Origin of the sequence: Devosia sp. Leaf420 (assembly GCF_001425445.1) — a bacterium.
GTDB lineage: Bacteria > Pseudomonadota > Alphaproteobacteria > Rhizobiales > Devosiaceae > Devosia.
In genome coordinates, this window is sequence record NZ_LMQU01000013.1 from 112,181 (window position 1) to 136,828 (window position 24,648).

A 24,648-nucleotide genomic window follows, 5' to 3' on the forward strand; every position below is an offset into this window, starting at 1 on the left:
CGCCGACCATAAGCGGAGCGGGCATCTTATAGGGGACCCGCAAATGCATGCTTCCAAGCATCTTGGCGCGCTGACCGCAGCGCTGCTGCTTTCGACAGCCGGCGCGCACGCCGCCGAATACTTCAATCGCGTTTCGAGCTTCCCGGTTGCGCTCAATGCGCCCGAAGCCGAAGCCACCTCGGCCGAAATCATCACCGCCACCGACGACGGCATGACGCTGATCTATTCCGATAGCCCCAATGGCGGCATCGGCTTTGTCGATATCACCGACGCCAAGGCCCCCAAGCAAGCCGGCTATCTGGACATGGGCGGCGAGCCCACCTCCGTCACCGTCATCGGCGGCAAGGCCTATGTGGCCGTCAACACGTCGGAATCCTTCACTGAACCGTCCGGCAAGCTCGTTGTCGTCGATATCGCCGGCCAGTCCGTCGATGGCGAATTCGAGCTCGGCGGCCAGCCGGATTCCATCGCCCACAACAAGGACAACACCATCCTTGCCATCGCCATCGAAAACGAGCGCGATGAAGACGTGAACGACGGCGCTATCCCGCAAGCCCCTTCGGGCTACCTGACCCTCGTCGCGCTGGATAACGGCGCCGTCACCGAAGCCGGCATCAAGAAAGTTGAGCTCACCGGCCTCTCGAAAATCGCGCCGGAAGATGCCGAGGCCGAATTCGTGTCGTTCAACGACAATGACGAAGTCGCCGTCACCATGCAGGAAAACAATTACGTCGTCATAGTCGACGCCAAGACGGCCACCGTCACTGGCGGCTTCGAAGCGGGCGAAACCGGTGTTGCCGGCGTCGATACCAAGAACGATGGCAAGATCGATTTCTCCGCCGATCTTAAGGTCGTTCCTCGGGAGCCCGATGCTGTCAAATGGCTCGACAATGATCGCCTGATCATCGCCAATGAGGGCGATTGGAATGGCGGCTCGCGCGGCTTCACCATCTTCAATCGCGATGGTTCGATCGCCTTCGACTCGGGCAATGCGCTCGACGTCAATGCCGCTCAGCTCGGCCACTATCCCGACTTCCGCAACAAGAAGGGTGTCGAGCCCGAAGGCCTCGAAGTCGCAACCTTTGGCGAAACCAAATATATCTTCATCGCCGAAGAACGCTCCTCGCTGATCGCGATCTACAAGGACACCGGCGCCGAGCCTGAATTCGTCCAGTCCGTCCCCTCGGGCATTTCTCCCGAGGGCCTAGTCGCCATTCCGGAACGCAACCTTTTTGCCACGGCCAATGAAGCCGATCTGCGGGAAGATGGTCTCGCCGGCTCGCATGTCATGATCTATGAGCTCGGCGAAGGCGAACCCGCCTATCCGCAGCTTATCTCTGATCTCGACGCAGACGGTCACCCGATTGGCTGGGCCGCCATTTCCGGCGCCGTTGCCGATGCTGAAAAGCCCGGCATTCTCTATGCCGTCAGCGATAGCGTGCTTTACGGCGAACCGGCGATCTACGAAATCGACGCGACCGCCCAGCCGGCCCGCATCGTCAAGAAGACCGTCATCGCCCGCAAGGGCGAAACGGCCCAGAAGCTCGATCTTGAAGGCATCACGCTCGACGGCGAAGGTGGTTTCTGGCTCGCCAATGAAGGCGATAGCGACAAGCTTGTGCCCCATGGGCTGATCCATGTCGATGCCGAAGGCGCCATTCAGGCGGAAGTCGGCTTCCCGGTCGATCTCCTCGCCGGCCAGAAGCGCTTTGGCGCCGAGGGCGTTGCCGCCATCGGTTCGGGCGACGACCTGACCCTCTGGGTCGCGGTCCAGCGCGAATGGGGCGACGACGAGAAGGGCTTCGTGAAGCTCCTGTCCTACACCCCGGCCACCAAGGAATGGGCTGCGGTCCGCTATCCGCTCGAAGCCGCGCCGGAAGGTGTCTGGGTTGGCCTCAGCGAAATCACCGTCTATGGTGACTATGCTTATGTCGTCGAACGCGACAACCAGATTGCCGACAAGGCTGGCCTCAAGGCCATCTACCGCGTGCCGGTTGCCGACCTCGTCGGTGCCGAACTCGGCGGCGAACTGCCAGTCGTCACTAAGGAACTGGTTCGCGACCTGATCCCGGACCTCGCTTCCAACAATGGCTATGTCGTCGACAAGGTCGAAAGCTTTGCCGTGGACTCGACCGGCAAGGGCTTTGTCATCACCGACAATGACGGCACCGACGACTCCTCAGGCGAGACCTTCTTCTGGTCCATCGATCTCCAGTAAGCACTGGCCGCACTCAAATGGCCGGGCAATGGCCCGGCCAGCATCATTTGTGCGGGAGCGGGCACGCGCGCTCTGGATTCACCTGTCGGATTTGTGGCACCTCCACTTGCACAAGGGCGGTAAGTGCCTACACTTCCCGCGGGAATCTGACAGGCAGTCCGAAAAGCCGTGCTCAACCGCATCTACATCATCGTTGGTCTGGTCCTGATCCTGGCGCTTGCCGGTGCCTTCATCGTGCCGCGCTTCATTCATTGGGGCGATTATCGCGATCGCATGGAAATGCTTGCCGAAGGCGTCTTCGGCACCGAAGTGACGATCCGCGGCGATATCGATTTTGCGCTGCTGCCTGCGCCGCGCCTCGCCTTTTCGGATGTCGTCATCGGCCCCGCCGATAAGCCTGTTGCCACCATCGGCAGCGTCGAAGCCCAATTCGGGCTCATGGAATTTCTCCGCGACCAATATAATCTCTCGGCGCTGACGCTGAAGAACCCGTCCATCGATCTGGCGCTCGACGAGAGCGGTCTTCTTGTCAGCGGCATCGACCTATCGGGCGCAGGCGATGGCGTTGCGCTCGAACAGGCCCGGATCGAGGGCGGCCGCATGACGCTGACCGATAAGCGCTCCGGCGATAGCTATGTCCTTTCCAGCATCACCGGCGATTTGCGGTTGGCAAGTTTTGCCGGCCCTTTCCAGTTCCAGGGCAATGCCAGCCACGACGGTGCGTCCTATAGCTTGAGGCTCAATAGCGCCGCCGTCGACGAATCTGGCTCCGCTCGCGTCTCCGCTTTCATATCCGATGGCGCTGCAGGTACATCGCTGACCCTCGATGGCGCCCTTACGGCCAGCGTCGCGCCAAAGTTCGATGGCACGATGGTCTTGAAGCAGGCGCCGCCAGTCGCGGAAAATGCCGAGCAAATCCGCGGCAATCTCGTGCTCGAGAGCAAGGTTACTGCCTCGACGGACCGCGTCGTTCTCAATGGCTATACGCTCATGCTCGATGAAAACCGGGCGGGCATGCGTCTCACCGGCGCGGCCAGCATCCAGCTTGGCGCGCGCAATACGTTCGAAGCGGTGGTCTCGGGCGGCGCTTTCACGCTTCCGCCGCGCGATGCCGATGAAGACGGCAGCCAGATGCCCTATGAGCTGGTGCGGCTCCTGGGCGAATTGCCCGCGCCACCGCTGCCGCCCATCCCTGGCGAAGTCGGGATCGACCTTGCCGAGATCGGCCTTCGCGGCACGGCTTTGCGCAATGTGCGGATCGACGCGAGCACCAATGGCACGATCTGGACCATTGCCCGCGCGCAGGCCGAATTGCCCGGCAATTCCAAGCTCAATCTGTCGGGCGCGCTGCGCAACGATAATGGCGTCGTTGGTTTCAACGGCGATCTTAGCCTCGCCACGCAGCGCCTCGATGCCTTGAGCCAGCTTTGGCGCAAGCCCGAAGAAAATACGCCGCTCTTTAACGTGCCGGCCGAGCTGACCGGTCAGGTCATGCTCGCTGGCGACGCCCTCGGTTTCTCGCATGGCCGTCTCGCGCTCAACGGCAAGACCCATGCGCTCGAAATCCGCCTCGGTTTCGGCACCGAGCCCCGGCTTGATCTCGTCGGCCGCCTCGACGATCTGGGGCAGGGCGACAGCGCTATCCTCGGTGCCTTGCTGCCCGATCCCAGTACAGATCGCACCTTTGCCATCAGTTTCCCCGAAGGCAGCTTTTCGCTCGATACACAAACCATCCGGGTCTTGGGCCTTCAAGCATCCGATCTCGTCGCCGAAGGCGCGTGGTCGCCGACTGGCATCAGTTTCTCTAAACTCGTCAGCAGCGATCTCGGCGGCGTCGCGGTGGATGCCAAAGGCGACCTCGCCGGCACGCTCACCGCGCCATCGCTGACCGGATCGGGTCATGTCGATGTGTCCGAGGCCACAGCTCCAGCGCTCGACGCGCTCTATTCCTATCTCAATGTTCCGGCGTCCTGGCGCCCCAACATCGGCCGCTCCGCGCCTGCCGCGCTCGATTTTGTCCTGGCTGCGGGCGATGAGGCCGGCAGTCAGCGACTGACGCTCAATGGCGATGCCGGCGCCGGCAAGCTCGATCTCTCGCTCGACTTTGATGCCAATTCAACCGCGCCCAGCCGCATCATCGGCTCGCTCGATGCCACCGATGGCACAGCGCTGTCCGACCAACTCCTCGGCGCCGATGTACCGCTCTTTGCAACGGATGGCCCTGCCTTTGTCAGCCTATATGCCCAGCGCAACCAAGCCGGCGCCTATGACGCGCGGGTATCGCTCAGTCACGGCGAGGAAATGCTGGCCTATGCCGGTTCGGTGTCCGCCTTGCCGTCAGGCGAGTTGAGCGGGGCAGGAACGATCGATGCATCGCTCAGCGATAGTTCGGGTCTTGCTGCCCTTGTCGGCGCCACCGGCGTCGGGCTTGGCGGCATGGAAGCAAGTGCCGGTGTCACCTTTACCGGCCTCCAGAAGCTCACGATTTCAGGCATTGCCGGCTCCAGCACGGGTTCAGCCTTTTCGGGTGACCTTACCCTGACGCAGGTTGCGCAGCGCATGAGTGTCGATGGCGCGCTGAAGTTCGATAACCTCTCGGGCCAAGGTCTAGCCGCCGCGCTGTTTTCCCCTGCGGCTCTCGTGCCCGGTAGCGGTGTATGGCCTGATGGTCCGCTTGCGGTGGCGACATCAACGCGACCAAGCCGGGGCAATATCGCGATTACATCCGGTGCCATCACCCTCGGCGACGCGTCGCTCGCCAATGCGGCTTTCGATCTGACTTGGGATCAGCAGAACCTGGCGATTTCCAACCTCACCGGGTCGATCGGCGGTGGCACGGTTACGGCCGCTCTCTCCCAATGCTGTGCCGGCCCCCTGACCGATCGCACCATCACCGGCCGCCTTTCGCTCGACAATGTCGATGTCAAAGCCATTGCGCCCGCTGCGACGACTGCGGGCATTGCCGGGCGCTTGACCGCGAGCACCAGTTTCGAAGGTTCCGGCGCGTCGCTTGCTGATGTGATGGCAGGCCTCGCCGGCGAAGGAAACTTCACCGTCGCCGGCTTCTCGGCCGATCGCCTCAATCCCGGCGTTTATCCCGCGCTCTCCCAATTGACTGATGTCCTCAATATCGACGCTGACGCGCTCAACATTCTCATCGATCAGTCGCTCGGGCAGGGCTCCTTCACCGCGTCTACCGCCACCACGGCGTTTACAATTGCCGGTGGCACGGTGCGCCTTGCCAATCTCATCGTCGACGGTACCAATGCGCGCCTCGCGGGTGGCGTCGATATGGCGCTCGAAACCCTCGGGCTCAACGGCAGCTTCGTTTTGACCCCGCTCAACTTCACCGACCCATCCGGTCTGATCGAGAACGACGCCGCGCGCGTCATCGCCCGCCTGAGCGGCACGCTGCCGGCCCCGGTGGTCACCGTGGACACGAGCGAACTTGTTGCAGCAATTCAGGTGCGGGCCAATGAGTTGGAAGTCGATCGGCTTGAGGCTCTGCGCCTCGAAGACGAAGCGCGCCAACGCGAGGCAGCCGAAGCGCGCAATCGTTTGATCGAGGAACAGCGCCGTCAGGCTGCGGCGGAAGCGGCTGCAAGGGCTGCCGCCGAAGAAGCGGCGCGTCAGGCGCAGGAATCACAGCAGCCGCAGACCACGCCGACAAATCCGGTCCCGCCCTTCAGCATGACGCCGGAAACAACGACGCCGAGCCAGCCACTCGATCTGACCTTCCGGCCCAACATTTTCAGCGGCAGTCCGGTCAATCAGCCGGCGCAGTAGCGGCGCGGTCCCGATACCAGCGCAGAATATGGAGCCTTATAACGGAGGAGAGGTTCGCCGCCTCTCGCGTCTCGTCGATTTCGCGCACGAGCGCAGCAAGGCTCAGCTTGCGGTGCGACGCAATCTCTTCGAAGGCCGTCCAAAATTCGGCCTCAAGCGCGATGGAGGTGCGGTGGCCGGCGATGGAGAAGGAGCGCTTCTGCATCTTCGGCTAGATATCAGGGCTTTTTGCGGAAGGCGTCGAGGCTGACGACCTTTTCACCGGTCTGTTCGGCGCCCTCGGCTTCGCCTTCGCCGCGTTCGGCGCGCTCTGCCTTGGCATCGGCTTCGTCCTCGACCGAGCCATCTTCGCGCGGGGCGGTGGCCGGGTCGAACTGCAGGCCGAACTGCACCGAGGGGTCGAAAAAGCCCTTGATGGCAGCAAAGGGGATAACCAGCGTTTCGGGAATACCGTCAAAGCTGAGGCCGACTTCAAAACCCGTTTCGGTGACCTTGAGGTCCCAATACTGGTTTTGCAGCACGATGGTCATTTCCTTGTCGTACTGGGTCAGCAGTTTCTCGCTGAGGCGTACGCCGGGCGCGCGGGTCGCAAAGGAAATGAAGAAATGGTGCTCGCCGGGCAGACCGGTGCGGGAGACTTCGGCAAGGACCTTGCGCACGACGCCGCGCAGGGCTTCCTGAGCGAGAATGTCATATCGCATGTGGTCTTCGGCCATTTTACTTCCTAACGCGTCGCTGCCCAGGAGAATCCCGAACGGCCCATATCAGCCCCACGTTCTGGACATTTTCAAGAACAAAGGCGTCCACGAGCGTGCTGAAAAGGGTGAAAGTGCAGGCTTCTGTTGCCAGGTGCCTGCGAACCCCGCCTGTCACCCGGCGAAGGGTGGAGGACTTAATTTCCCAATGCTAGCACTGCTTACGCAGCGAGAGCGACTGGAGCCTTATTGTTGTCATTTGCAACTATAAGTTTTGGACCGATAACGGTGGTACCTCACCGAGCAAAAGCACACTCTTTACGCCCTCGTCGATCCTGTTTCGTCCCCATTGGCTCCTCTCAGCGAGGGGAGATGGTGGAGACGCCGGGTACTGCCCCCGGGTCCGAAAGGTTTATTACAATGACCATTTATCGCCATATCCCCGAAGGGCAGTTCCTATATAGGCGAGCCATTCCCGCGATGCAAATGGCGGGAGTGATTTTTTGCCCATCCGGTTTCGCACCGATGCCTGAGACCCTTCCGCATTAACCCCAAGTACACCCCGCCGATGCCATCTGCCAAACCACGCAGTTTTCTCCGTGGGATTGGCGGCAGATGGCAACAGGCAGGCGAATCCTCGGCGGTATCCGCATCGGTCGCCGCTTGCCGCGCTGGGCCAATGGCTCGGTCCTGGCCTTCGCGCTCGCCTTGATCGCGCTGGGGGTAACGGCAGGCCTTCGCGATACGGGACTTGCCTCGTTTCTTCTCGATCCTCCGGCCGAAATCGTCGCCGAAATTCCCGCGCGCAGCCTGCCGCTCTGTGGCAGCGGACCGCGGAAAACCTGCGTCATTGATGGCGATACGTTCTGGCTCGACGGCGAGAAAATCCGCATCGCGGATATCAATACGCCGGAGATCGGCAGTCCCTCTTGTGCGGCTGAAGCACGCCTTGGCCATCAGGCAGCCGAGCGCCTCAGCCAGATATTGAGCAGTGGCGGCTTTTCGCTCGCAGCCGCCGATCGCGACGAAGATCGCTATGGTCGCAAACTGCGCGTGGTCATGCAGGGTGGCACGTCCATCGGCAACACGCTTATTGCCGAAGGCCTCGCCCATCCTTGGCAAGGCCGCCGGCTTGATTGGTGCGCCGGCTAGGGCGACATGTGCTCGAGCACGAGGCCGCGGGTGGTCCGCTCGGTAAAGCCGGGCCAGGCGCGATCGCCCGCTTGGACGGTCCAGTCGTCCGCATCGACCTTCAGATAGTTGCTCATCGCGGCGTCGCCCTTAAGGTGCAGCCCGAGGAAGGCCGTAGCGAAATGCTGAGCGATATTGTTCATGCGCGCATTGGCCCAGACAAAATCAGCATAGTGCTCGAAGGGACTGCTGGGTCCGCCCTGCGTCGCTTCGTCCGGTGGCGGCATTGGCGCTCCGGCATTGTGGCCAGCCCCTTGGAAGGTCAGCAGATAGCGATCCGAATTGGTCGCGCCTTCGAAAATCTGGCGAATGCCGCTTTCATAGCTCGACACCTCGTCGAGCGTGCCGCCCATGACAAAGAGAGGGACCTTGATACCGGCAAGGCCTGCTTCGTCCCAAAGCCCAACCTGCGCGCCCCAGGGCGCAATAGCGATAACCGCCTTGACGCGCGAATCGCGGCTTTCGGTGAAAGCCTCCGAACCAGCCATCAACCCCGCTAGCGCTTCTGCAGGCGCCATGCCGGTATTATTGGCGGTTTCCGCCAAACCAGCGCCTGCAGTCAAAACCGCGCCATAGCCGCCCATCGAATAGCCGATGACCGCACTGTTCTCGGCATCGACGAGACCGCTGAGGAAGCCATCCGATCCTGCCGACAGACCGGCGATTTGATCGAGCACGAAAAGCTGGTCCGGCGAACGATTGGCCAGCGTGCTGGCAAAGCCAAGCCGGTTTTCATAAGTGCTTTCGAAGTGGTCGATGCTGGCGACAACATAGCCCTTGCTCGCAAGGTTCTCGCCGAAATGCGAGATCAGGAAGCGATTGCCGGGATAGCCATGCGAGAGGATGACGAGTGGGTAGGGGCCATTGGCCTTGAGCGGCTCGGCATCGCGCACCGCCTGGCCGTGCAGCGTGATCTTCTGGTCGCTGTTGGCCATCTGCACATTGAGATAATCGCCACCCGGCGCTGCACCTTTGAGGTCGGCCGGATACCAGACTTCCACCGTCAAAGGCCGGTCATATGTCGCGCCATTGCCGGTCAAAACATCCGCCTGCCCCTCATGCACCAGCTCGATCGTCTGCACCCCGATCGCTAGATCGCCGGGCGCCGCGAGCATAGGCGCGTCTGGCCGCTGAATGTCGATGCGATTGCCTTCGGCCATAGCCGGCCCTCCTGCGCTGACGAGGAGTGCCATAATCAGAATCCACCGCATGCCTACCTCCACTTATTGCCAGGGAACCTAACGGCAGAAAGCGAAAGCGCAAGTCTTTCTCATTCTTTCGAAGGGCTTTCGCTTTCCGTCTTCCAGGACATTTTCATATAGACGCCGCCGCCTTCGAGTTCGTCCAGCATCTGCTTGAGCCGCTTCGCCTTCGTCGCGTCCAGCTTGGCCTTATTGATCCAGAGCAGATAGTCGTTGCGCTGGTAATTCGGCCGCGCCGCATAGGCATCCATCAGCCCATGCTCCTCCAGCGCCTGCCGCACGAAGTCAGGCATGTCCTCGCGTCTGCGCAGAGGTCTTAAAACCGGGCTCATCATGCTCTCCTTTCACAGGTTCATGTTGATCCTAAGACGGATATGCTGACATGCCGCGTCAGCGTATCGCGCGGTATTCACCTACCGCCCATGGCAGCGAGCTTTCCATGTCCAACGACAAATCAGCCAAGATCAATCATGCGTCCGAGACGTTCATGGGCAAGGCCTTCAGTGCCTTGACCTCCACCGAGCGCCGCGCCGTCGAAAAGGCAATCCGCCGGGAGACCCTCGCGCGTGATCCAAACGCTGCCTTCGATGATCGGCTCACCCTTGGCCAAAAACTCGCCGATGGCGTCGCCGCCTTCGGTGGCTCCTGGACCTTCATCGGTGGCTTCGGCGTGTTCCTCGTGCTCTGGACCGGGCTCAACGTCGCGCTGATGTCCCGCGCCTTTGATCCCTATCCCTTCATCTTCCTCAACCTGATGCTCTCCATGCTTGCCGCCATCCAGGCGCCGGTGATCATGATGAGCCAAAACCGCCAGGCGGCCAAGGATCGCGAGGTCTCCGCCCATGATTACGAGGTCAATCTCAAGGCCGAGATCGAGATCATGGCCCTCCATGAAAAGCTCGACCAGATGCGCAATGCCGAGATGCGCGAGCTGATCGAAAAGCAGCAACAGCAAATCGAACTGTTGACGACGCTTGTGGAGGGGCATCTCAAAGCGGTGGAATCGAAGTAGGGTAGGGCCATGCAGCCCTATCTCAAGCTCCTCTCCGATATTCTTGAACACGGCACCGACAAGTCGGACCGCACCGGCACCGGCACGCGGAGCCTTTTTGGCTACCAGATGCGCTTCGATCTTTCGAAGGGCTTCCCGCTGGTCACCACCAAGAAGGTGCACCGCAAATCAATCATCAATGAACTGCTCTGGTTCATCCGCGGCGAGACCAATGTGCGCTGGCTGCAGGAGCGGGGCGTCAAGATCTGGGACGAGTGGGCCGACGAAAACGGCGATCTTGGCCCCGTCTATGGCTCACAATGGCGCTCATGGCCCGCGCCGGATGGCCGCCATATCGACCAGCTCGCCAATGTCGTCGAATCGATCCGCACCAAGCCCGATAGCCGCCGCCACATCGTCAGTGCCTGGAATCCTGCCGAGGTTGATGAAATGGCGCTGCCGCCATGCCATTGCCTCTTCCAGTTCTACGTCGCCAATGGCAAGCTGAGCTGCCAGCTCTATCAGCGCTCCGCCGACACCTTCTTGGGCGTCCCCTTCAACATCGCGTCGTACGCACTCCTCACGCACATGATGGCGCAGGTGACCGGGCTCGAAGTCGGCGATTTCGTCCACTCCTTCGGCGATGTGCACCTCTACAACAATCATTTCGAGCAGGCACGCCTGCAGCTCACGCGAGAGCCGCGGCCGCTCCCCAAGCTCATCATGAACCCCGAGCGCAAGCGGCTCGAAGATTTCGTCTACGAGGATTTTGTCTTCGAAGGCTACGATCCCCATCCGCACATCAAGGGCGCCGTCGCGGTATGACCCGCTCGATCGCTGAACTTACGATGCTCGTCGCGCGTGTCTCGGACATGTATGCGGCTGAGACCGGTGTTCAGCGCGATGACGACTGGTACGCGCTCAAGATGCAGGAAGAGCTGGGCGAACTCATCGCCGAGCATTTGCGCCTGACCAATCGCGGCCGCCGCAAGGATTTTACCGACGCGGAGATCACCGCGCGCCGCGATGACGAAGCCGCCGATCTCCTCGCCTTCCTCCTTCTCTACGCCCAGCGCCACGGCATCGACCTCGACGCAGCGCTTGATAGAAAATGGTTTGCCTATCTTCGCCGCGACGGCGAAACCGGCTAAAACCTCTGCCGGAAGTTGCGGGCGAGATTCCAGTTCTCGTCCTAAGCCTTTGATTTCGGGAGAGAGACTGTGCTGAAGCATTCCCTTGCCAGTGCCATCGCGCTGGGTTGCCTGAGCCTGCCGGCACTTGCCAACGACACCTCCGCGGTGCTGACCACGGGCGGGCTCGACTTCGTCCAGCACGGCGATATCTCCATGGAAAGCGAAGAGCTTTTCATCTCCATGGACGAAATTCGCGTCACCTATACGTTCAAGAACAATTCCGACACCGATCAGGATGTGCTCGTCGCCTTCCCGATGCCCGAGATCGTGCCGAATCCCTTCTCGCCCGTCTCATACCCGACCGGCCCGGCCGATAATCTCTTCGAGTTCCAGACGACCTTCAACGGCCAACCCGTCGACGCCGAACTTCACGAATATGCCTATTCCGCCGGTGTCGATCGCACCAAGCTCGTGCGTCAGCTCGATCTGCCCATCGTTCCCTTCACCGACGAAGCCATGAGCGCCACCGACGCGCTCAGCGAGGAGGACAAGGCAAACCTGCTTTATCTCGGCATGGTCATTCCGGATGAATATGACGCGGGGCAGGGCTGGGAAAAGCATTTCTGGCCAAGCTGGTCCTATCGCGCCACCTATACCTGGAATGCGACCTTCCCGGCCGGGGAAACCGTCACCGTCGAACATCGCTACAAGCCCAGCGTCGGCGGCACGGTCGGCGTTTCCATGCTCGCCGAACCCTCAGAAGGCTATGATCCCGGCGCCGAATACCGCGAGCGCTATTGCACCGATGATGGCTTCCGCGCCGCCGTCCGCAAGACGCTCAAGGACCCCAAGGATCTCTGGTCCGCCCCGTTCACCGAAAGCTGGATTTCCTACATCCTGACGACGGGCGGCAATTGGGCCGGCGGTAGCATCGGAAAATTCCGCCTCGTGGTCGATAAGGGCAGTGAAGACAATCTCGTCTCCTTCTGCGGCGACGATATCAAGAAGATCGGCCCGACCACCTTCGAAATGGTCAAAACCGATTTCTTCCCCGAAGACGAGATCAACGTCCTGATCCTTGTCCGCCAGGAAGACCAGTAAGCCTTGACCAACCTCGTCATCCGCGCCGCCATTCCCGGCGACGAAGCCATCATATTGCAATTCGTGCGCGATCTCGCCGAATACGAACAGCTCTTGCATGAAGTAGAGGCGAGCGAAGCCGATTTGGCGCGTGATCTCTTTGGTCCGGCGCCCAAGGTTTTTTGTGACATCGCCGAATGGGACGGAAAGCCGGTGGGCTTCGCGCTCTGGTTCTACACCTATTCGACCTTCCAGGGTCGCCACGGCATCTGGCTCGAAGACCTCTATGTCGACCCAAACCTGCGCGGCAAAGGTCTGGGCAAGGCGCTGCTCGTCCATTTGGCGCAGCGCTGCGCCAGCGAAAAGCTCGGGCGCTTCGAATGGTGGGTGCTCGATTGGAACGAGCCCTCGATCAAATTCTACAAGAGCCAGGGTGGCGTCATGCAGGACGAGTGGACCAAGGTGCGCATCGATGGGGCAGCGCTCGAGGCGCTGGGCAAATCATGACCATCCGCCGCTCGCTCATCGCGGCCGTCGCGCGCAACGGAGTCATCGGCAGGGACGGGGACATGCCCTGGCGTATTCCGTCCGATTTTGCCTGGTTCAAGTCAACCACTATGGGCAAGCCCATGATCATGGGCCGCAAGCAGTTCGAGACCTTCCCGAAACCCTTGCCCGGCCGCCCACACATCGTCGTCACCCGTCAAGGCGACTACGTGGCAGAGGGCGTGACCGTCGTCCATGACCTCGCCGCTGCCTTCACGGATGCAGAAACCCAGGCAAATGCCCTTGGCACCGATGAAATTATGGTCATCGGCGGGGGCGACATATACGCGCAGGCGCTGCTGTCAGCCGACCGGCTTTACATCACCCATGTCGACCTCGAACCCTCAGGCGACGTGCATTTCCCGGCCATCGACCCCGAAATCTGGGCTGTTGTCGACGAGCCCCCGGTCACCCCGTCCGTCAAGGACGCGGCAACCTATGTGATAAAAGTCTACGAAAGACGGTCCAAGCCCACGCATTGATCGTTCTCAAGCCTTGCCTATATATGTTTCCAACGACAATGCGCAGGAACCGAAAGGAACGAGATGCCTTGGGAGAATAATGGAGGCGGAGGTGGCCGCAATAATGGCGGTCCCTGGGGCCAGGCACCCGGTGGAGGTGGCGGCGGCCCGCGCCGTCCCGGTGGAAACACTCCCAATCTCGAGGAAATTCTCAATCGCGGTCGCGACCAGTTTCGCGGCGGTGTGCCCGGCGGCCGCTGGGCGATTGTCGGCGCCGTTGTCGCGCTGCTCGCCTTCTGGGGCGTCAATTCGGTCTATACGATCAATTCGAGTGAAGTCGGCGTCGAGCTGCGCTTCGGTTCGCCCAAGCCCGAACTCTCCGGCGAAGGCCTGCATTTCCTGATCTGGCCGATCGAAACGGTGGAACGCGTTCCCCTGACGCTCAACCAGACCCAGATCGGCACGGCCAATTCCAATGCTACGCCGACATCCAACCGCCCCCAGGCGAACAATGCGCCGGCGAGCGAAGGCATGATGCTTTCGGGCGATCAGAATATCGTCAGCGTTCAGTTCTCGGTCTTCTGGGCCGTCAACGATCCGATCGCCTATCTCTTCAACGTGCGCGATCAGGAAGCCATGATCCGCTACGCCGCCGAAAGCGCCATGCGCGAAGTCGTCGGCCGCCGTCCGGCTCAGGAAGTCTATAGCGACGACCGCGCCGGCATTCAGCAGGAAGTGCTCGGGATCATCCGCAACGTCGCCGAAAGCTATGGCCTCGGCGTAAACGTTTCGCAGGTGCTGATCGAAAACGCCGGCCCGCCTGCAGAAGTCATCGACGCCTTCAACGAAGTGCAGCGTGCCCGCCAGGACGAAACCCGTCTTCAGGAAGAAGCCCGCTCTTACGCCAATACGCTCCTCGGCGATGCCCGTGGTCGTGCGGCGGCTCAGCGCGAAGACGCTGCCGCTTACACCAACCGCGTGGTGCAGGAAGCAACCGGTGAAGCCGAGCGTTTCAACGCCGTCTATGCCGAATACGTCAATGCGCCTGAGGTGACGCGTCAGCGTCTCTATCTCGAAACCATGGAAGAGGTTCTCGGCGGCTCCGAAAAGGTGCTGATCGAAAGCGGCGCCAATGGTTCCGGTGTCGTTCCCTACTTGCCGTTGCCTGAGCTCCGTTCGCGGACCACGACGACAACCACGCCGAACGCGACGGGGAACTGATCATGACGAACCGCCTCTTTATCATCGGTGCCGTCATCGTTGCGGCACTCTACGTCCTCTTCTCGTCGATCTACGTGGTCGATGAGCGTGAGCAAGCCATTGTCACGCGCTTTGGCCAGATCACCGATATCCGCACCGAGCCGGGCGTCTATTTCAAGATCCCGACCGATTTCGTCGATCGCGTCCAACTCGTCGAAGACCGGCTCCTGCGCTACGATATCGCCAATATGCGCGTTCAGGTTTCGGGCAACGCCTTCTATCAGGTCGATGCTTTCCTGACCTACCGCATTGCGGACGCTCGTCTCTTCCGTCAGCGCGCCACCGGCCAGCTTTCGGTGGTCGAAGATCGTATCGGCGCCAACCTCGACTCGGCCCTTCGCCAGGTCTATGCGGCCCGCGAATTCAACGCGGCTCTCTCGGACCAGCGCGCCCAGATGATGCAGGAAACCCGTGACCTTATCCGTCCGGACCTCGCTGAAATCGGCGTCGATGTCGTCGACGTGCGTATCCTCCGGACCGATCTAGATGCCGACGTTTCGGCCACGACCTTCGAGCGTATGCGCGCCGAACGTCTTGCCGAAGCGGCACTCCTCCGCGCTCGCGGCGAAGAGCAGGCCCAGAGCCTTCGGGCTATCGCCGATCGTCAGGCTGTCGAAATCGTCGCTGCCGCCACGCGTGATGCCGAAATCATCCGTGGTACGGGTGATGCGGAACGCAACCGCATCTTCGCGGCTGCGTACGGTCAGGATCCCGAATTCTTCGAGTTCTACCGCTCGATGGAATCTTATCGCACGGCTCTCTCGAACACCGGGACCACGATGGTCCTCTCGCCCGATAGCGCCTTCTTCCGCTATTTTGGTTCGAGCGGCGAACTGCCGGCGGCCAATACCAACTTCGCGACGCCAATCGCGCCGCAGCCGCTTCCCGAAAGCGCGCTGCCAAGCACGGAACCCGCTCTTGACGGCCTCGGCATCGAAGAGACGATCGCCCCTCCAGCCGTCACGCTGGAAGACGGCTCCGAACTGACCCCCACGGTCGGCACGGAAGCCCCGGCACCGGTGGAAGCTCCGGCAACCACGACGCCCGCTCCAGCCACCACACCGGCCCCGGCAACGGGCACGGGCGGTTAGTCTGGACCCGACGAAATGAGAAAAGCCCGGCACCGCTGCCGGGCTTTTTGTTTTTGAGTGCGGCGAAGACCCCACCTAGCCTCCCCCGGTAGGGGGAGGGATATGCCGGTGGCCCACAATCACCAAGGCAAACTCAATGTGTCCCTCCCCCTACCAGGGGGAGGTCAGGTGGGGGTAAACCCCCAACCCCCAAAAAAACTTATCCATCTTCTCCCCGCGCCCCAAAACCTCGCCCATACTCTCCCCATTCCGCCAGTCACACGGCTCCCACGCAGGGTCGGGCGGAATGGCCGGTGGATGGGGGCGCCTATCCGGGCGGGGAGTTGAAATACGGCAGCCGCGACTGAAATAACGTTCGCGCCTGATCCCGGACCCGCTGCAAACTCCGGATCCTGTGACGGGCGGCCTTTGGCTCCCAATGTCTAAACAGGTAGAGCCAATGGCCGCCCGTCACCGTGAAACCGCAACGCCAAAAGGCCGGGCGGCGCTTCGGCACGTCCGGTGCTTCAGCGCACGAAATCTTCGTCCGAATACCCCTGCAGGTAGAGCAGTGCGGTGAGATCGCCGTGGTCAACCCGACAGCCGGCAGCAGCAGCAACGGCAGGTTTGGCATGGAGCGCCACGCCAAACCCGGCAATGCCGATCATGTCGAGATCATTGGCGCCATCGCCGACGGCAACCGTCTGCGCCAGCGTCAAGCCGCGCTCAGCCACCAAAGCTTCGAGCCGCTCACGCTTGGTGTTCTTGTCGACGATCGGCTTCTGCACCGTGCCGGTCAGCGCGTCGCCATCGAATTTGAGCACATTGGCGATTGCTTCGTCAAAGCCGATGCGCTTGGCAAAATAGTCGGCAAAGAACGTAAAGCCGCCCGAGACCAGCGAGGTGTAGGCGCCATAGGCCTTCATCGTGTGGACGAGCGTCCGTCCGCCCGGGGTCAGGGTGATGGCCTCGCGGCGGATGGCTTCGATCGTCGCGCGCTCCAGCCCCTTGAGCAGCGCCACGCGCGTATCGAGCGCCTCGGCAAAATCCAGTTCGCCCCGCATGGCGCGCTCGGTGATCTCCGCAACCTGCGGCTTCAAATCCAGGGCAGCCGCCAGTTCGTCAATGCACTCCTGCTGGATCATCGTCGAATCCATATCGGCAATCAGCAGCAGCTTACGGCGGCCTTCGGAGGGCACGATATTGACGTCGACCGCGCGACTGCCAATGATTTCGCGAGCGATTTCGGCCGCGTTCGGCGCCTTGGGTTCGAGAATATCGCAGGCGACCTGATGGGTCAGCCAGTTGAGTTCTCCGCCCGTTTGCTGCACGACTGCCGCCGCGAGCGAAACGTCCAGTTCGGAATCGGCAGGATTGGCAATGAGGCTGAGAACCGGCATGGCGGAAGCGACTTTCGGAGGGCTGAAGCATGTCTCCCGAAAGTGGGGACCGGTTTCGGGATAAAGACATGCGTGAAAACAAAGAACCAAAGCCCTTGGGCTTTGGGATGACGCGCCAGAGAAGCGCCGTCCTGATAGCGGGTCCCACCGCAAGCGGCAAGTCGAGCCTCGCTTTGGCGCGCGCCCGGGAAAGCGGCGGCGTCATCGTCAATGCCGATTCCATGCAGCTCTACGACACGCTCCGCATCGTCACGGCCCGCCCGTCCGAAGAAGACGAAGCGCAGGCCCAACATCGGCTCTACGGCACGGTGCCGGCAGCGACCCGCTTTTCGACCGGCCAATGGCTCACCGCTGTCCGCGCCATTCTCGATGATATCGACCCCGCCCGCGAAGTCATTTTCGTCGGCGGCACCGGCCTCTATTTCGATGCGCTCATCAAAGGCTTTGCTGATGTTCCGGAAATCTCCCCCGAACTGACACGCGCTGTTCAGGACGAAATCCTGCACCTCGATGAAGCCCGCCGCATGGCTTTGCTGCAGCGCGAAGACCCCAAGGCCGCAGAACGGCTCGGCGTCGCCGATCCCCAGCGCGTCATCCGCGCTCTCGCCGTCAAGCGCGCCACCGGCCGCCCGCTCTCCGACTTTCAAGACGATCTACAGCCCGGCCTTCTCGATGGCTGGGCGATCGAGCGCTTTGTACTCTCGCCCGATCGGGACGTGCTCCGCGCCCGCATCGCCCAACGCTTTGAAGCCATGTTCGCCAGTGGCGCTGTCGAAGAGGTGAGGGCGCTCTTGGCGCAAAATCTCGACCCATCTTTGCCGGTCATGAAAGCCATCGGCGTCCGCGAAATCGGCGATTGGCTCGATGGCGTCCAAAGCCGCGACGACGCTATCTCGCTCGCCACCATCGCCACGCATCAATATGCCAAGCGCCAGCGCACGTGGTTCCGAAACCGCATGGGCGATTGGCCGCGCCTCGGCCTCGAAGGCACACCCCTGGTTTAGACCGGTTGGCCTATCCCGCGCATCAGACCGATGCGCTCGCGTAGCGCAAACCGCGTCACCAGCACCACCGCGACGAATGCCAAACCCGCTGCCAGACCGATCCAAATGCCGACGCCACGCCACTCCGCCACGAAGCCCAGGAAATAGGCGATCGGCAGCCCGACCATCCAGTAACCCACGATCGCCAGAATCATCGGTGTCTTGGTGTCGCTCAGCCCGCGCAGCGAGTGCGCCGCGACGACCTGCGCGCCGTCCACCAGCTGGAAAACCCCGGCCACCACAAGGAACGACGCCGCCAGCGTCAGCGAGGTGACATTGGCATCGACATGCGGATCGAGAAACACCTTCACGATATGCGGCCCGAAGGTCAGGAACGATATGCAGGATACGGTCATGAAGGCGGTGCCCATCATGAACGACGTCCAACCCGCCTTGCGAATGCCTTCCACATCGCCGCGCCCATAAGCCATGCCGACACGCACCGTCGCGGCAACGCCCAAGCCGAGCGGCACCATGAAGGCGATGGACGCGCATTGCAGCGCAATCGCGTGCGCCGCGACCTCGTCCGTCCCGAGCCGGCCCATCAGCAAGGCAGCAGCGGTAAACATGCCAACCTCGGCGACGACCGTCAGCCCGATCGGCGTGCCGATGCGGAAAATCTCGCGGAAGCGCGGCCAATCCGGCTTCCAGAATCGCAGCAGCACATGAAAGCGCTTCAGCCGCCGATGCCGAACGACATAGGTCACCATGGCGATGAGCATCACGACATTGGTCAGCGTGGTCGCGATCGCCGCCCCGCGCAATTCCAGCCGCGGAAAGCCGAAGTGGCCAAAGATCAGCACATAGGCGGTGAGGGCATTCACCAGCACGCCCATCACGGTGATGACGAGAATCGCCCGCGTCGCATCGAAAGCGGACAGCAGCGAGCGGAACGCGATGATGCCGAGGGCAGGGAACAGCGACCAGGCAGCAATCTGGATGAACTGATTGGCCAATTCCGTCGCCTGGGGATCTTGGCCCAGCGCCTGATAGATCGGCTTGATCTGCAGCACGATCGGCACCAGCACCATGGCCAGAACGATCGCCGCCCAGCAGCCTTGCCGCACGATGCGGCGCACCGCCTTGATGTTGCGTGAGCCGCGCGCCTGCGCCACGAGCGGAGCTACAGCGCCGACGACACCGATGCCGCCAACCAGAAATGGCATGAGAAATGTCGTCGCCAGCGTACCGGCCGCGAGATAGTCGGAGCCGAGCCAGCCTAAAAGAATCACGTCGGTGGTATGGAGCGCATTCTGGGCCAATTGAGCGATGACCAGCGGCCAGGCGAGCGCAAAGGTCGCGCGGAATTCGCTCGCCCAGCTGCTCAAGCCGGTTTGTTCGGCGTCGTTGCCAACGCCCGCGACATTATCGGTCATTTCCATTTCCCACCTTCAGGCGTCATGCTCTAGTCCAAAGCGGCTGCCGCTGGAAGATGGAGACGAAATTGACGCTCGCATGGCGCAGATCATTCATGGTGCTGGCAGGTTTGCTGGGTGCACTCGGCGTCGCGAGCGCGGCCGCGGCGTCCCATGGTTCCGACGTCCGCAATGTTGCCGCCATATCCACCATCGCACTAGCCCATGCTCCGGTGCTCTTGCTTCTCGCACTGGCCGGACGGGGTAGGGCCCTTGTCGCAGCCGGCGTAATTCTCTCGATCGGCGTAATCTTATTCACGGCTGACCTCGCCATGCGACAATGGCTGGGCGCGCCATTGTTCCCCGGCGCAGCGCCGCTTGGAGGTGGAGCCTTGATCGTTGGCTGGATTGTGATGGCGATTTCAGCCGCGTTCCGGTCATCCTTTAACAATTGATTCAAACTTTCTTGAGCGCGATCCGGAACCAAGCCCAAAATTCCGCATTATGTGATCGATCAGTTCCCTGGAGGATCCTATGCATAAGTTCTTGATTATCGCCGCCGCCACCCTCTCCCTGGCTGCCTGCACGACCACACAGCAGGGCGCTACGGTTGGCGCACTCGGCGGTGCCGTTGTTGGTGCTGCCGCAACCGGCGGTAGCGGTGTAGGGACCCTCGTTGGCGCCGGCGTTGGCGCAGTCGTCGGTGCAGCCGCTGGCGACGTCCTCGGCCGCGTTGAAGGCAGCAACGACCGTTGCGTCTATCAGCGTCCGAACGGCACGCGTTACGTCGATACCTGCCCACGCGGCTAATTTCGCTGAGGCGGTTTAAGACCTAAACCGCTGATGTGGTGCAAAGGCACCCGGTCGGATCCCCCACCGACCGGGTGTTTTGCCGTTCACGATTGCACACGCGTGCAATTGAAGCCGACACAATGGTTCGCTATTGGTTAATGTCAGCATCCGAATCATCGATCCGGATTTATGTCTAAGGGCGTGAAGTCCCCACTGTTTTTCTGGCGCCACCGTGAGATGGCGTTGCACCGGAGCCAGAGTTATCGCGCCATTGACCAGTCCGTCTGAAACCATCCCGCCAGCTCCTGAGCAGTGTGAAGTCCGACAGTCGGGCGCGCTGCCCTATGCCTATATCAATGGTAACCTTCACTTTCTGATCGTCACCACAAGACGGTCCGGGCGCTGGATATTTCCAAAGGGCGGTGTGAAGCAGGGCTATACCCCATGGGATAGCGCGGCCTGCGAGGCGGAAGAAGAAGCAGGGGTCGCGGGCGAGATTTCCGATCTGCCGATCGGCGCATATCAGGCGCGGGTCGGGTCAGATGCACTGCTGGTCACCGTCGATATCTATCCCCTCGAGGTGACGCGCCAGTATGATCAATGGCGCGAAAAGGGCCAGCGGCTGCGCCATTGGGCGACCCTGACGGAAGCGCAGCGGCTGCTGGGTGAGCCGGTGCTGTGTGACCTGGCCGAGAAGCTGGCGCGGCAGTTGAGTTCTGGCGGTAGAGCCGCTGGTCTTGACATGGACGATCCAAAACCTCTATCAAGACGCATCTGATTTTTAGGAGAGGTCCCGTGCGGGCACTCATTCTCGTAGTACGCTGGCGCATCGGCAACGTGGGGTAAGTCCCCGCGCGATAGCTGGTGCGCCGAACACAGGTCCCGAAAGGGGCCTTTTTTATTGCCTTTTTTTCGCAAAAGCGGTTTGAAGGCGTCAAGAAACGTAATGCCCGGTACGGTGGGCTCGAGGAGTAGGAAGCGCAAATGGCCGAGAAAATGACCGGCGCGGAAATGGTGATCCAGGCGCTTGCGGATCAAGGTGTTGAACATATCTTCGGCTATCCCGGTGGTGCCGCCTTGCCGATCTACGATGCGATGTTCCAGCAGGAGCAGGTCAAGCACATCCTGGTGCGCCACGAGCAGGGCGCCACGCATATGGCCGAAGGCTATGCCCGCTCGACCGGCAAGCCCGGCGTTGTGCTAGTGACCTCCGGCCCCGGCGCGACCAATGCGGTGACAGGCCTCACCGATGCGCTGATGGATTCCATCCCGCTCGTCTGCATCACGGCCCAGGTTCCGACATCGCTGATCGGCACCGACGGCTTCCAGGAATGTGACACCGTCGGCATCACCCGCTCCTGCACCAAGCACAACTATTTGGTGAAGGATATCAAGGACCTGCCGCGCGTGCTGCACGAGGCCTTCCATATCGCCACGACCGGCCGTCCCGGCCCAGTTGTCGTCGATATTCCAAAGGACATCCAGTTCGCCCTCGGCGACTACTATAAGCCCGAGATCGAAACGCTGCGCCACGCGTCTTACCGCCCCCAGGTGGATGGCGATTTGAAAGCCATCGAAGCAGCTGTCGATCTCATGCTCAGGGCCGAGCGTCCGGTGTTTTACACCGGCGGCGGCGTGATCAATGCTGGTCCCGAAGCCTCTGAAAACCTGCGCGAACTCGCCGAACTCACCGGCTTCCCGGTGACCTCGACGCTCATGGGTCTCGGCGCTTTCCCGGCATCCAATTCGCAGTGGCTCGGCATGCTCGGCATGCACGGTACCTACGAAGCCAATTGGGCGATGCATGATTGCGACGTCATGATCAATATCGGCGCCCGCTTCGATGATCGTATCACCGGCCGCATCGACGCGTTCTCGCCCAATAGCCGCAAGATCCATGTCGATATCGACCCGTCGTCGATCAACAAGATCATCCGCGTCGATATCCCGATCGTCGGCGATTGCAATCGTGTGCTCGAAGAGATGATCCGCGTCTGGCGTAGCCGCACCAATCAGCCGCGCACGGAGGCCATTGCGCCGTGGTGGAAGCAGATCGAAAAGTGGCGCAGCGTCGGCTCGCTCAATTTCAAAAACTCCGAGACGACGATCAAGCCGCAATGGGCGATCCAGCGTCTTTATGAAGCGACCAGGAACCAGTCCAAGGACGTCTTCATCACCACAGAAGTCGGTCAGCACCAGATGTGGGCTGCCCAGCACTTCCACTTCGACAAGCCCAATCGTTGGATGACTTCGGGTGGCCTCGGTACCATGGGCTATGGCCTGCCGGCTGCGGTCGGCGTGCAGGTGGCGCATCCCGATGCGTTGGTGATCGACATTGCCGGCGAAGCGTCGGTGCAGATGACCATGCAGGAGATGTCGACGGCGGTGCAATATCGCCTGCCGATCAAGATCTTCATCCTCAACAATGAGCGCATGGGCATGGTTCGCCAATGGCAGGATCTGCTGCACGGCTCGCGCTACGCGCATTCCTATTCGGAATCGCTGCCCGATTTCGTCAAGCTCGCCGAAGCCTATGGCGGCAAGGGGATCCGTTGCGAAAACCCGGCTGAACTCGACGCGGCCATTGCCGAAATGCTCGATTATGACGGCCCGGTTCTCTTCGACGTCATCGTCGAAAAGGACGAAAACTGCCTGCCGATGATCCCATCGGGCAAGCCGCACAACGAGATCATCCTGCCCGATACGGCCAATCTCGGTTCGATCATCGACGAAAAGGGGCGCGCGCTGGTCTAAGCCGGCGGCGGAGGAACGAGAAATGAACGCACATATGCAGCCGACCGGGTCCGCTTATTTCCTGACCCAGGAAACGCAACAGACCGAGCGCCATACGCTGTCGGTCCTCGTGGACAATGAGCCGGGGATCCTCGCGCGCGTCGTCGGCCTCTTTTCGGCGCGTGGCTATAATATCGAGAGCCTGACTGTCAGCGAGACGGAACACGGCCGGCGACTTAGTCGTATCACTGTCGTCGTGGTCGCAACGCCAAAGGTGCTGGTGCAGATCAAGCTCCAGCTCGAGCGTCTGGTGCCCGTCCATCGGGTGCATGACCTGACGGCCGAGGGCAACTATGTCGAGCGCGAGCTGGCGCTGATCAAGGTGAAAGGCACGGGCGAACACAGGGCGGAAACCCTGCGTCTGGCCGATGCCTTCCGCGCCCACATCGTTGATGCCACCGTCGAAAGCTTCGTCTTCGAAGTGACCGGCAAGCCGGACAAGATCGACAGCTTCATCGCCTTGATGGGCCCGCTCGGTCTGGTTGAAGTGGTGCGTACCGGGCTCGCTGCCATCGGCCGTGGTCCAGAAGGCATGTGATTGAGTGCCGCCGCGGGCAACTGCGGCGGTCTTTCTATCCACGTGGTCATGCGTGAACATATGATGATGCCGGGCACATAATCTGACTGGTTCATAAAAGGTTGGCTTGGGCGGCTCGCTCTGCTTGGTGTAAGGCAGGGGCAATCACTCGGGGCCGTGCCATGACTCTTCTGTCCGTCAATCTCAACGCCGTCGCACAATTGCGCAATCGCCGCGATTTGCCGTGGCCCAGCGTCACCGGCATTGCGCGCGTGGTTCTCGATGCGGGCGCGAGCGGCATCACCATCCATCCCCGGCCAGATGAGCGGCATATCCGTCGCACCGACGTTTACGACCTCAGCACTCTGCTGCGGCAGGACTATCCAGACGCAGAATTCAACATCGAGGGATATCCCAGCGATGACTTCCTCGAACTGATCGAGGACGTCAATCCGCACCAGGTGACGCTGGTCCCGGACGATCCGGCTCAAGCGACTTCCGATCACGGGTGGGATTTTGTCGGCAAGAACAATTTTCTGACGTCTGTCGTCCAGCAGATGCGGCGGCCCGATCGGCGTATTTCCCTCTTCTGCGATCCCGATGCCGGAAGGGAAGGGGTGGCGGCTGCAAAAGCCACAGGTGCAGACCGGATCGAATTGTTCACCGGCCCCTATGGTGCCTGTTATGCCGATCCTGAACAGGCACTGGTCGAACTCGAAGCCCTGGCCATAACCTGCCAGGCCGCTCTCGACGCCGGCCTTGGAGTCAATGCTGGCCACGACCTCACGCTTGCCAACTTGCCAGCCTTTCAACTCGCCGTTGTCGGCGTTGCCGAGGCATCCATCGGCCACGGCATTACCGCCGATGCTTTGCTGATGGGGTTCGATGCAGCGACCAGGCGGTATATCGAGGTTCTAGCCTGACCCTCATTGTTTCGGCTCTGCGAACGCTTCGTCGCCGCCTGGACGACGGAGCCAAGGCGCCGCGTCACAACTCCGCCTGACAATCGCTAAACATCAGCCAGATCCAATACTTACATGAATGTGCCTTAGGCAATGGTGTGACCCTGGATCACACGTCGGTGCCCTCTTGAGGAAAATACTCTCAGGCACATA

24 protein-coding genes and 1 other RNA gene are annotated in these 24,648 nt (G+C 61.3%); 18 read left to right on the top strand and 7 right to left on the bottom strand.

The window, feature by feature from the left end; genetic code table 11:
* The first annotated feature begins 43 nt into the window (after window positions 1-43).
* Both ASG47_RS16425 and ASG47_RS16430 read left to right on the top strand, forming a co-directional pair.
* Window positions 44-2,218, top strand: a complete 2,175-nt coding sequence (locus tag ASG47_RS16425) for an esterase-like activity of phytase family protein (RefSeq protein ID WP_061911018.1) — start codon at window positions 44-46, stop codon at window positions 2,216-2,218.
* 168 nt (window positions 2,219-2,386) lie between these two features.
* Complete coding sequence (locus ASG47_RS16430; RefSeq protein ID WP_061911020.1) at window positions 2,387-6,004, top strand: AsmA family protein; 3,618 nt, start codon at window positions 2,387-2,389, stop codon at window positions 6,002-6,004.
* Here the strand turns inward: ASG47_RS16430 and ASG47_RS16435 are convergent.
* The 3 genes from ASG47_RS16435 to ssrA form a co-directional block, all read right to left on the bottom strand.
* Window positions 5,985-6,209 (bottom strand): ribbon-helix-helix domain-containing protein, encoded by a 225-nt coding sequence (locus tag ASG47_RS16435; protein WP_061911022.1) that lies wholly within the window; start codon window positions 6,207-6,209, stop codon window positions 5,985-5,987. The two genes, ASG47_RS16430 and ASG47_RS16435, sit on opposite strands and share 20 nt — an antisense overlap.
* 13 nt (window positions 6,210-6,222) lie before the next feature.
* Entirely contained in the window at window positions 6,223-6,720 is a 498-nt protein-coding gene (locus ASG47_RS16440; protein WP_061911024.1) for an SspB family protein, read from the bottom strand.
* Between the two features lie 112 nt (window positions 6,721-6,832).
* Window positions 6,833-7,189: a transfer-messenger RNA gene (ssrA, locus tag ASG47_RS16445) on the bottom strand.
* Between the two features lie 125 nt (window positions 7,190-7,314).
* Between ssrA and ASG47_RS16450 the strand changes: the two genes are divergently transcribed.
* The gene (locus ASG47_RS16450) at window positions 7,315-7,851 is read left to right on the top strand and encodes a thermonuclease family protein (protein ID WP_082511797.1); all 537 of its coding nucleotides are present in this window, start codon (window positions 7,315-7,317) and stop codon (window positions 7,849-7,851) included.
* Here ASG47_RS16450 and ASG47_RS16455 read toward each other — a convergent pair.
* Window positions 7,848-9,101: an alpha/beta hydrolase family protein gene (locus ASG47_RS16455; RefSeq protein ID WP_061911026.1), complete on the bottom strand. Its 1,254-nt coding sequence runs from the start codon at window positions 9,099-9,101 to the stop codon at window positions 7,848-7,850. The two genes, ASG47_RS16450 and ASG47_RS16455, sit on opposite strands and share 4 nt — an antisense overlap.
* Before the next feature lie 59 nt (window positions 9,102-9,160).
* Complete coding sequence (locus tag ASG47_RS16460; protein ID WP_200940959.1) at window positions 9,161-9,385, bottom strand: YdeI/OmpD-associated family protein; 225 nt, start codon at window positions 9,383-9,385, stop codon at window positions 9,161-9,163.
* Window positions 9,386-9,531: 146 nt separating this feature from the next.
* Between ASG47_RS16460 and ASG47_RS16465 the strand changes: the two genes are divergently transcribed.
* The 8 genes from ASG47_RS16465 to hflC all read left to right on the top strand — a co-directional run bounded on the left by ASG47_RS16465 (window position 9,532) and on the right by hflC (window position 15,654).
* Complete coding sequence (locus ASG47_RS16465; protein WP_061911028.1) at window positions 9,532-10,104, top strand: DUF1003 domain-containing protein; 573 nt, start codon at window positions 9,532-9,534, stop codon at window positions 10,102-10,104.
* 9 nt (window positions 10,105-10,113) lie between these two features.
* The gene (locus ASG47_RS16470) at window positions 10,114-10,908 is read left to right on the top strand and encodes a thymidylate synthase (RefSeq protein WP_061911030.1); all 795 of its coding nucleotides are present in this window, start codon (window positions 10,114-10,116) and stop codon (window positions 10,906-10,908) included.
* The gene (locus ASG47_RS16475; protein WP_061911032.1) at window positions 10,905-11,234 is read left to right on the top strand and encodes a hypothetical protein; all 330 of its coding nucleotides are present in this window, start codon (window positions 10,905-10,907) and stop codon (window positions 11,232-11,234) included. The genes ASG47_RS16470 and ASG47_RS16475 overlap by 4 nt, the downstream gene beginning before the upstream one ends.
* 69 nt (window positions 11,235-11,303) lie before the next feature.
* On the top strand, window positions 11,304-12,317 hold the full coding sequence (locus ASG47_RS16480; RefSeq protein WP_061911034.1) for a DUF4424 domain-containing protein: 1,014 nt from the start codon (window positions 11,304-11,306) through the stop codon (window positions 12,315-12,317).
* 3 nt (window positions 12,318-12,320) lie between these two features.
* On the top strand, window positions 12,321-12,803 hold the full coding sequence (locus tag ASG47_RS16485; RefSeq protein WP_061911036.1) for a GNAT family N-acetyltransferase: 483 nt from the start codon (window positions 12,321-12,323) through the stop codon (window positions 12,801-12,803).
* Window positions 12,797-13,324: a dihydrofolate reductase gene (locus tag ASG47_RS16490; protein WP_413813472.1), complete on the top strand. Its 528-nt coding sequence runs from the start codon at window positions 12,797-12,799 to the stop codon at window positions 13,322-13,324. The genes ASG47_RS16485 and ASG47_RS16490 overlap by 7 nt, the downstream gene beginning before the upstream one ends.
* Before the next feature lie 63 nt (window positions 13,325-13,387).
* The gene (gene hflK, locus ASG47_RS16495) at window positions 13,388-14,524 is read left to right on the top strand and encodes an FtsH protease activity modulator HflK (RefSeq protein WP_061911040.1); all 1,137 of its coding nucleotides are present in this window, start codon (window positions 13,388-13,390) and stop codon (window positions 14,522-14,524) included.
* Window positions 14,525-14,526: 2 nt separating this feature from the next.
* Window positions 14,527-15,654: a protease modulator HflC gene (gene hflC, locus ASG47_RS16500; RefSeq protein WP_061911042.1), complete on the top strand. Its 1,128-nt coding sequence runs from the start codon at window positions 14,527-14,529 to the stop codon at window positions 15,652-15,654.
* A 506-nt stretch (window positions 15,655-16,160) separates the two neighbouring features.
* Here the strand turns inward: hflC and serB are convergent.
* Window positions 16,161-17,033 (bottom strand): phosphoserine phosphatase SerB, encoded by an 873-nt coding sequence (gene serB / locus ASG47_RS16505; RefSeq protein ID WP_061911044.1) that lies wholly within the window; start codon window positions 17,031-17,033, stop codon window positions 16,161-16,163.
* A gap of 68 nt (window positions 17,034-17,101) precedes the next feature.
* Here serB and miaA point away from each other — a divergent pair, with 68 nt between their 5' ends.
* Window positions 17,102-18,037: a tRNA (adenosine(37)-N6)-dimethylallyltransferase MiaA gene (gene miaA, locus ASG47_RS16510; protein ID WP_244487124.1), complete on the top strand. Its 936-nt coding sequence runs from the start codon at window positions 17,102-17,104 to the stop codon at window positions 18,035-18,037.
* Here miaA and ASG47_RS16515 read toward each other — a convergent pair.
* Entirely contained in the window at window positions 18,034-19,452 is a 1,419-nt protein-coding gene (locus tag ASG47_RS16515; protein ID WP_061911606.1) for an MATE family efflux transporter, read from the bottom strand. The genes miaA and ASG47_RS16515 overlap by 4 nt on opposite strands.
* Window positions 19,453-19,520: 68 nt before the next feature.
* Between ASG47_RS16515 and ASG47_RS16520 the strand changes: the two genes are divergently transcribed.
* The 6 genes from ASG47_RS16520 to ASG47_RS16545 all read left to right on the top strand — a co-directional run bounded on the left by ASG47_RS16520 (window position 19,521) and on the right by ASG47_RS16545 (window position 24,456).
* Window positions 19,521-19,886 (top strand): DUF423 domain-containing protein, encoded by a 366-nt coding sequence (locus ASG47_RS16520; protein ID WP_244487125.1) that lies wholly within the window; start codon window positions 19,521-19,523, stop codon window positions 19,884-19,886.
* A 79-nt stretch (window positions 19,887-19,965) separates the two neighbouring features.
* Complete coding sequence (locus tag ASG47_RS16525) at window positions 19,966-20,241, top strand: YMGG-like glycine zipper-containing protein (protein WP_061911048.1); 276 nt, start codon at window positions 19,966-19,968, stop codon at window positions 20,239-20,241.
* 253 nt (window positions 20,242-20,494) lie between these two features.
* Window positions 20,495-21,001, top strand: a complete 507-nt coding sequence (locus ASG47_RS20760; RefSeq protein ID WP_162243270.1) for an NUDIX hydrolase — start codon at window positions 20,495-20,497, stop codon at window positions 20,999-21,001.
* Window positions 21,002-21,207: 206 nt separating this feature from the next.
* On the top strand, window positions 21,208-22,977 hold the full coding sequence (locus tag ASG47_RS16535; protein ID WP_061911052.1) for an acetolactate synthase 3 large subunit: 1,770 nt from the start codon (window positions 21,208-21,210) through the stop codon (window positions 22,975-22,977).
* Window positions 22,978-22,999: 22 nt separating this feature from the next.
* Complete coding sequence (gene ilvN, locus ASG47_RS16540) at window positions 23,000-23,554, top strand: acetolactate synthase small subunit (protein ID WP_061911054.1); 555 nt, start codon at window positions 23,000-23,002, stop codon at window positions 23,552-23,554.
* A gap of 161 nt (window positions 23,555-23,715) precedes the next feature.
* Window positions 23,716-24,456, top strand: a complete 741-nt coding sequence (locus ASG47_RS16545) for a pyridoxine 5'-phosphate synthase (RefSeq protein ID WP_061911056.1) — start codon at window positions 23,716-23,718, stop codon at window positions 24,454-24,456.
* Window positions 24,457-24,648: the final 192 nt, after the last annotated feature.

Coding starts and splice junctions, on each gene's coding strand:
- ASG47_RS16475 (WP_061911032.1), top strand. CDS start 10,905: ATGACCCGCTCGATCGCTGAACTTACGATGCTCGTCGCGCGTGTCTCG.
- serB (WP_061911044.1), bottom strand. CDS start 17,033: ATGCCGGTTCTCAGCCTCATTGCCAATCCTGCCGATTCCGAACTGGAC.
- ASG47_RS16515 (WP_061911606.1), bottom strand. CDS start 19,452: ATGACCGATAATGTCGCGGGCGTTGGCAACGACGCCGAACAAACCGGC.
- ASG47_RS16535 (WP_061911052.1), top strand. CDS start 21,208: ATGGCCGAGAAAATGACCGGCGCGGAAATGGTGATCCAGGCGCTTGCG.
- hflK (WP_061911040.1), top strand. CDS start 13,388: ATGCCTTGGGAGAATAATGGAGGCGGAGGTGGCCGCAATAATGGCGGT.
- ASG47_RS16455 (WP_061911026.1), bottom strand. CDS start 9,101: ATGCGGTGGATTCTGATTATGGCACTCCTCGTCAGCGCAGGAGGGCCG.
- ASG47_RS16450 (WP_082511797.1), top strand. CDS start 7,315: ATGGCAACAGGCAGGCGAATCCTCGGCGGTATCCGCATCGGTCGCCGC.
- ASG47_RS16525 (WP_061911048.1), top strand. CDS start 19,966: ATGCATAAGTTCTTGATTATCGCCGCCGCCACCCTCTCCCTGGCTGCC.
- ASG47_RS16465 (WP_061911028.1), top strand. CDS start 9,532: ATGTCCAACGACAAATCAGCCAAGATCAATCATGCGTCCGAGACGTTC.
- ilvN (WP_061911054.1), top strand. CDS start 23,000: ATGAACGCACATATGCAGCCGACCGGGTCCGCTTATTTCCTGACCCAG.
- ASG47_RS16470 (WP_061911030.1), top strand. CDS start 10,114: ATGCAGCCCTATCTCAAGCTCCTCTCCGATATTCTTGAACACGGCACC.
- ASG47_RS16460 (WP_200940959.1), bottom strand. CDS start 9,385: ATGCCTGACTTCGTGCGGCAGGCGCTGGAGGAGCATGGGCTGATGGAT.
- ASG47_RS16545 (WP_061911056.1), top strand. CDS start 23,716: ATGACTCTTCTGTCCGTCAATCTCAACGCCGTCGCACAATTGCGCAAT.
- hflC (WP_061911042.1), top strand. CDS start 14,527: ATGACGAACCGCCTCTTTATCATCGGTGCCGTCATCGTTGCGGCACTC.
- ASG47_RS16425 (WP_061911018.1), top strand. CDS start 44: ATGCATGCTTCCAAGCATCTTGGCGCGCTGACCGCAGCGCTGCTGCTT.
- ASG47_RS16435 (WP_061911022.1), bottom strand. CDS start 6,209: ATGCAGAAGCGCTCCTTCTCCATCGCCGGCCACCGCACCTCCATCGCG.
- miaA (WP_244487124.1), top strand. CDS start 17,102: ATGCGTGAAAACAAAGAACCAAAGCCCTTGGGCTTTGGGATGACGCGC.
- ASG47_RS16440 (WP_061911024.1), bottom strand. CDS start 6,720: ATGGCCGAAGACCACATGCGATATGACATTCTCGCTCAGGAAGCCCTG.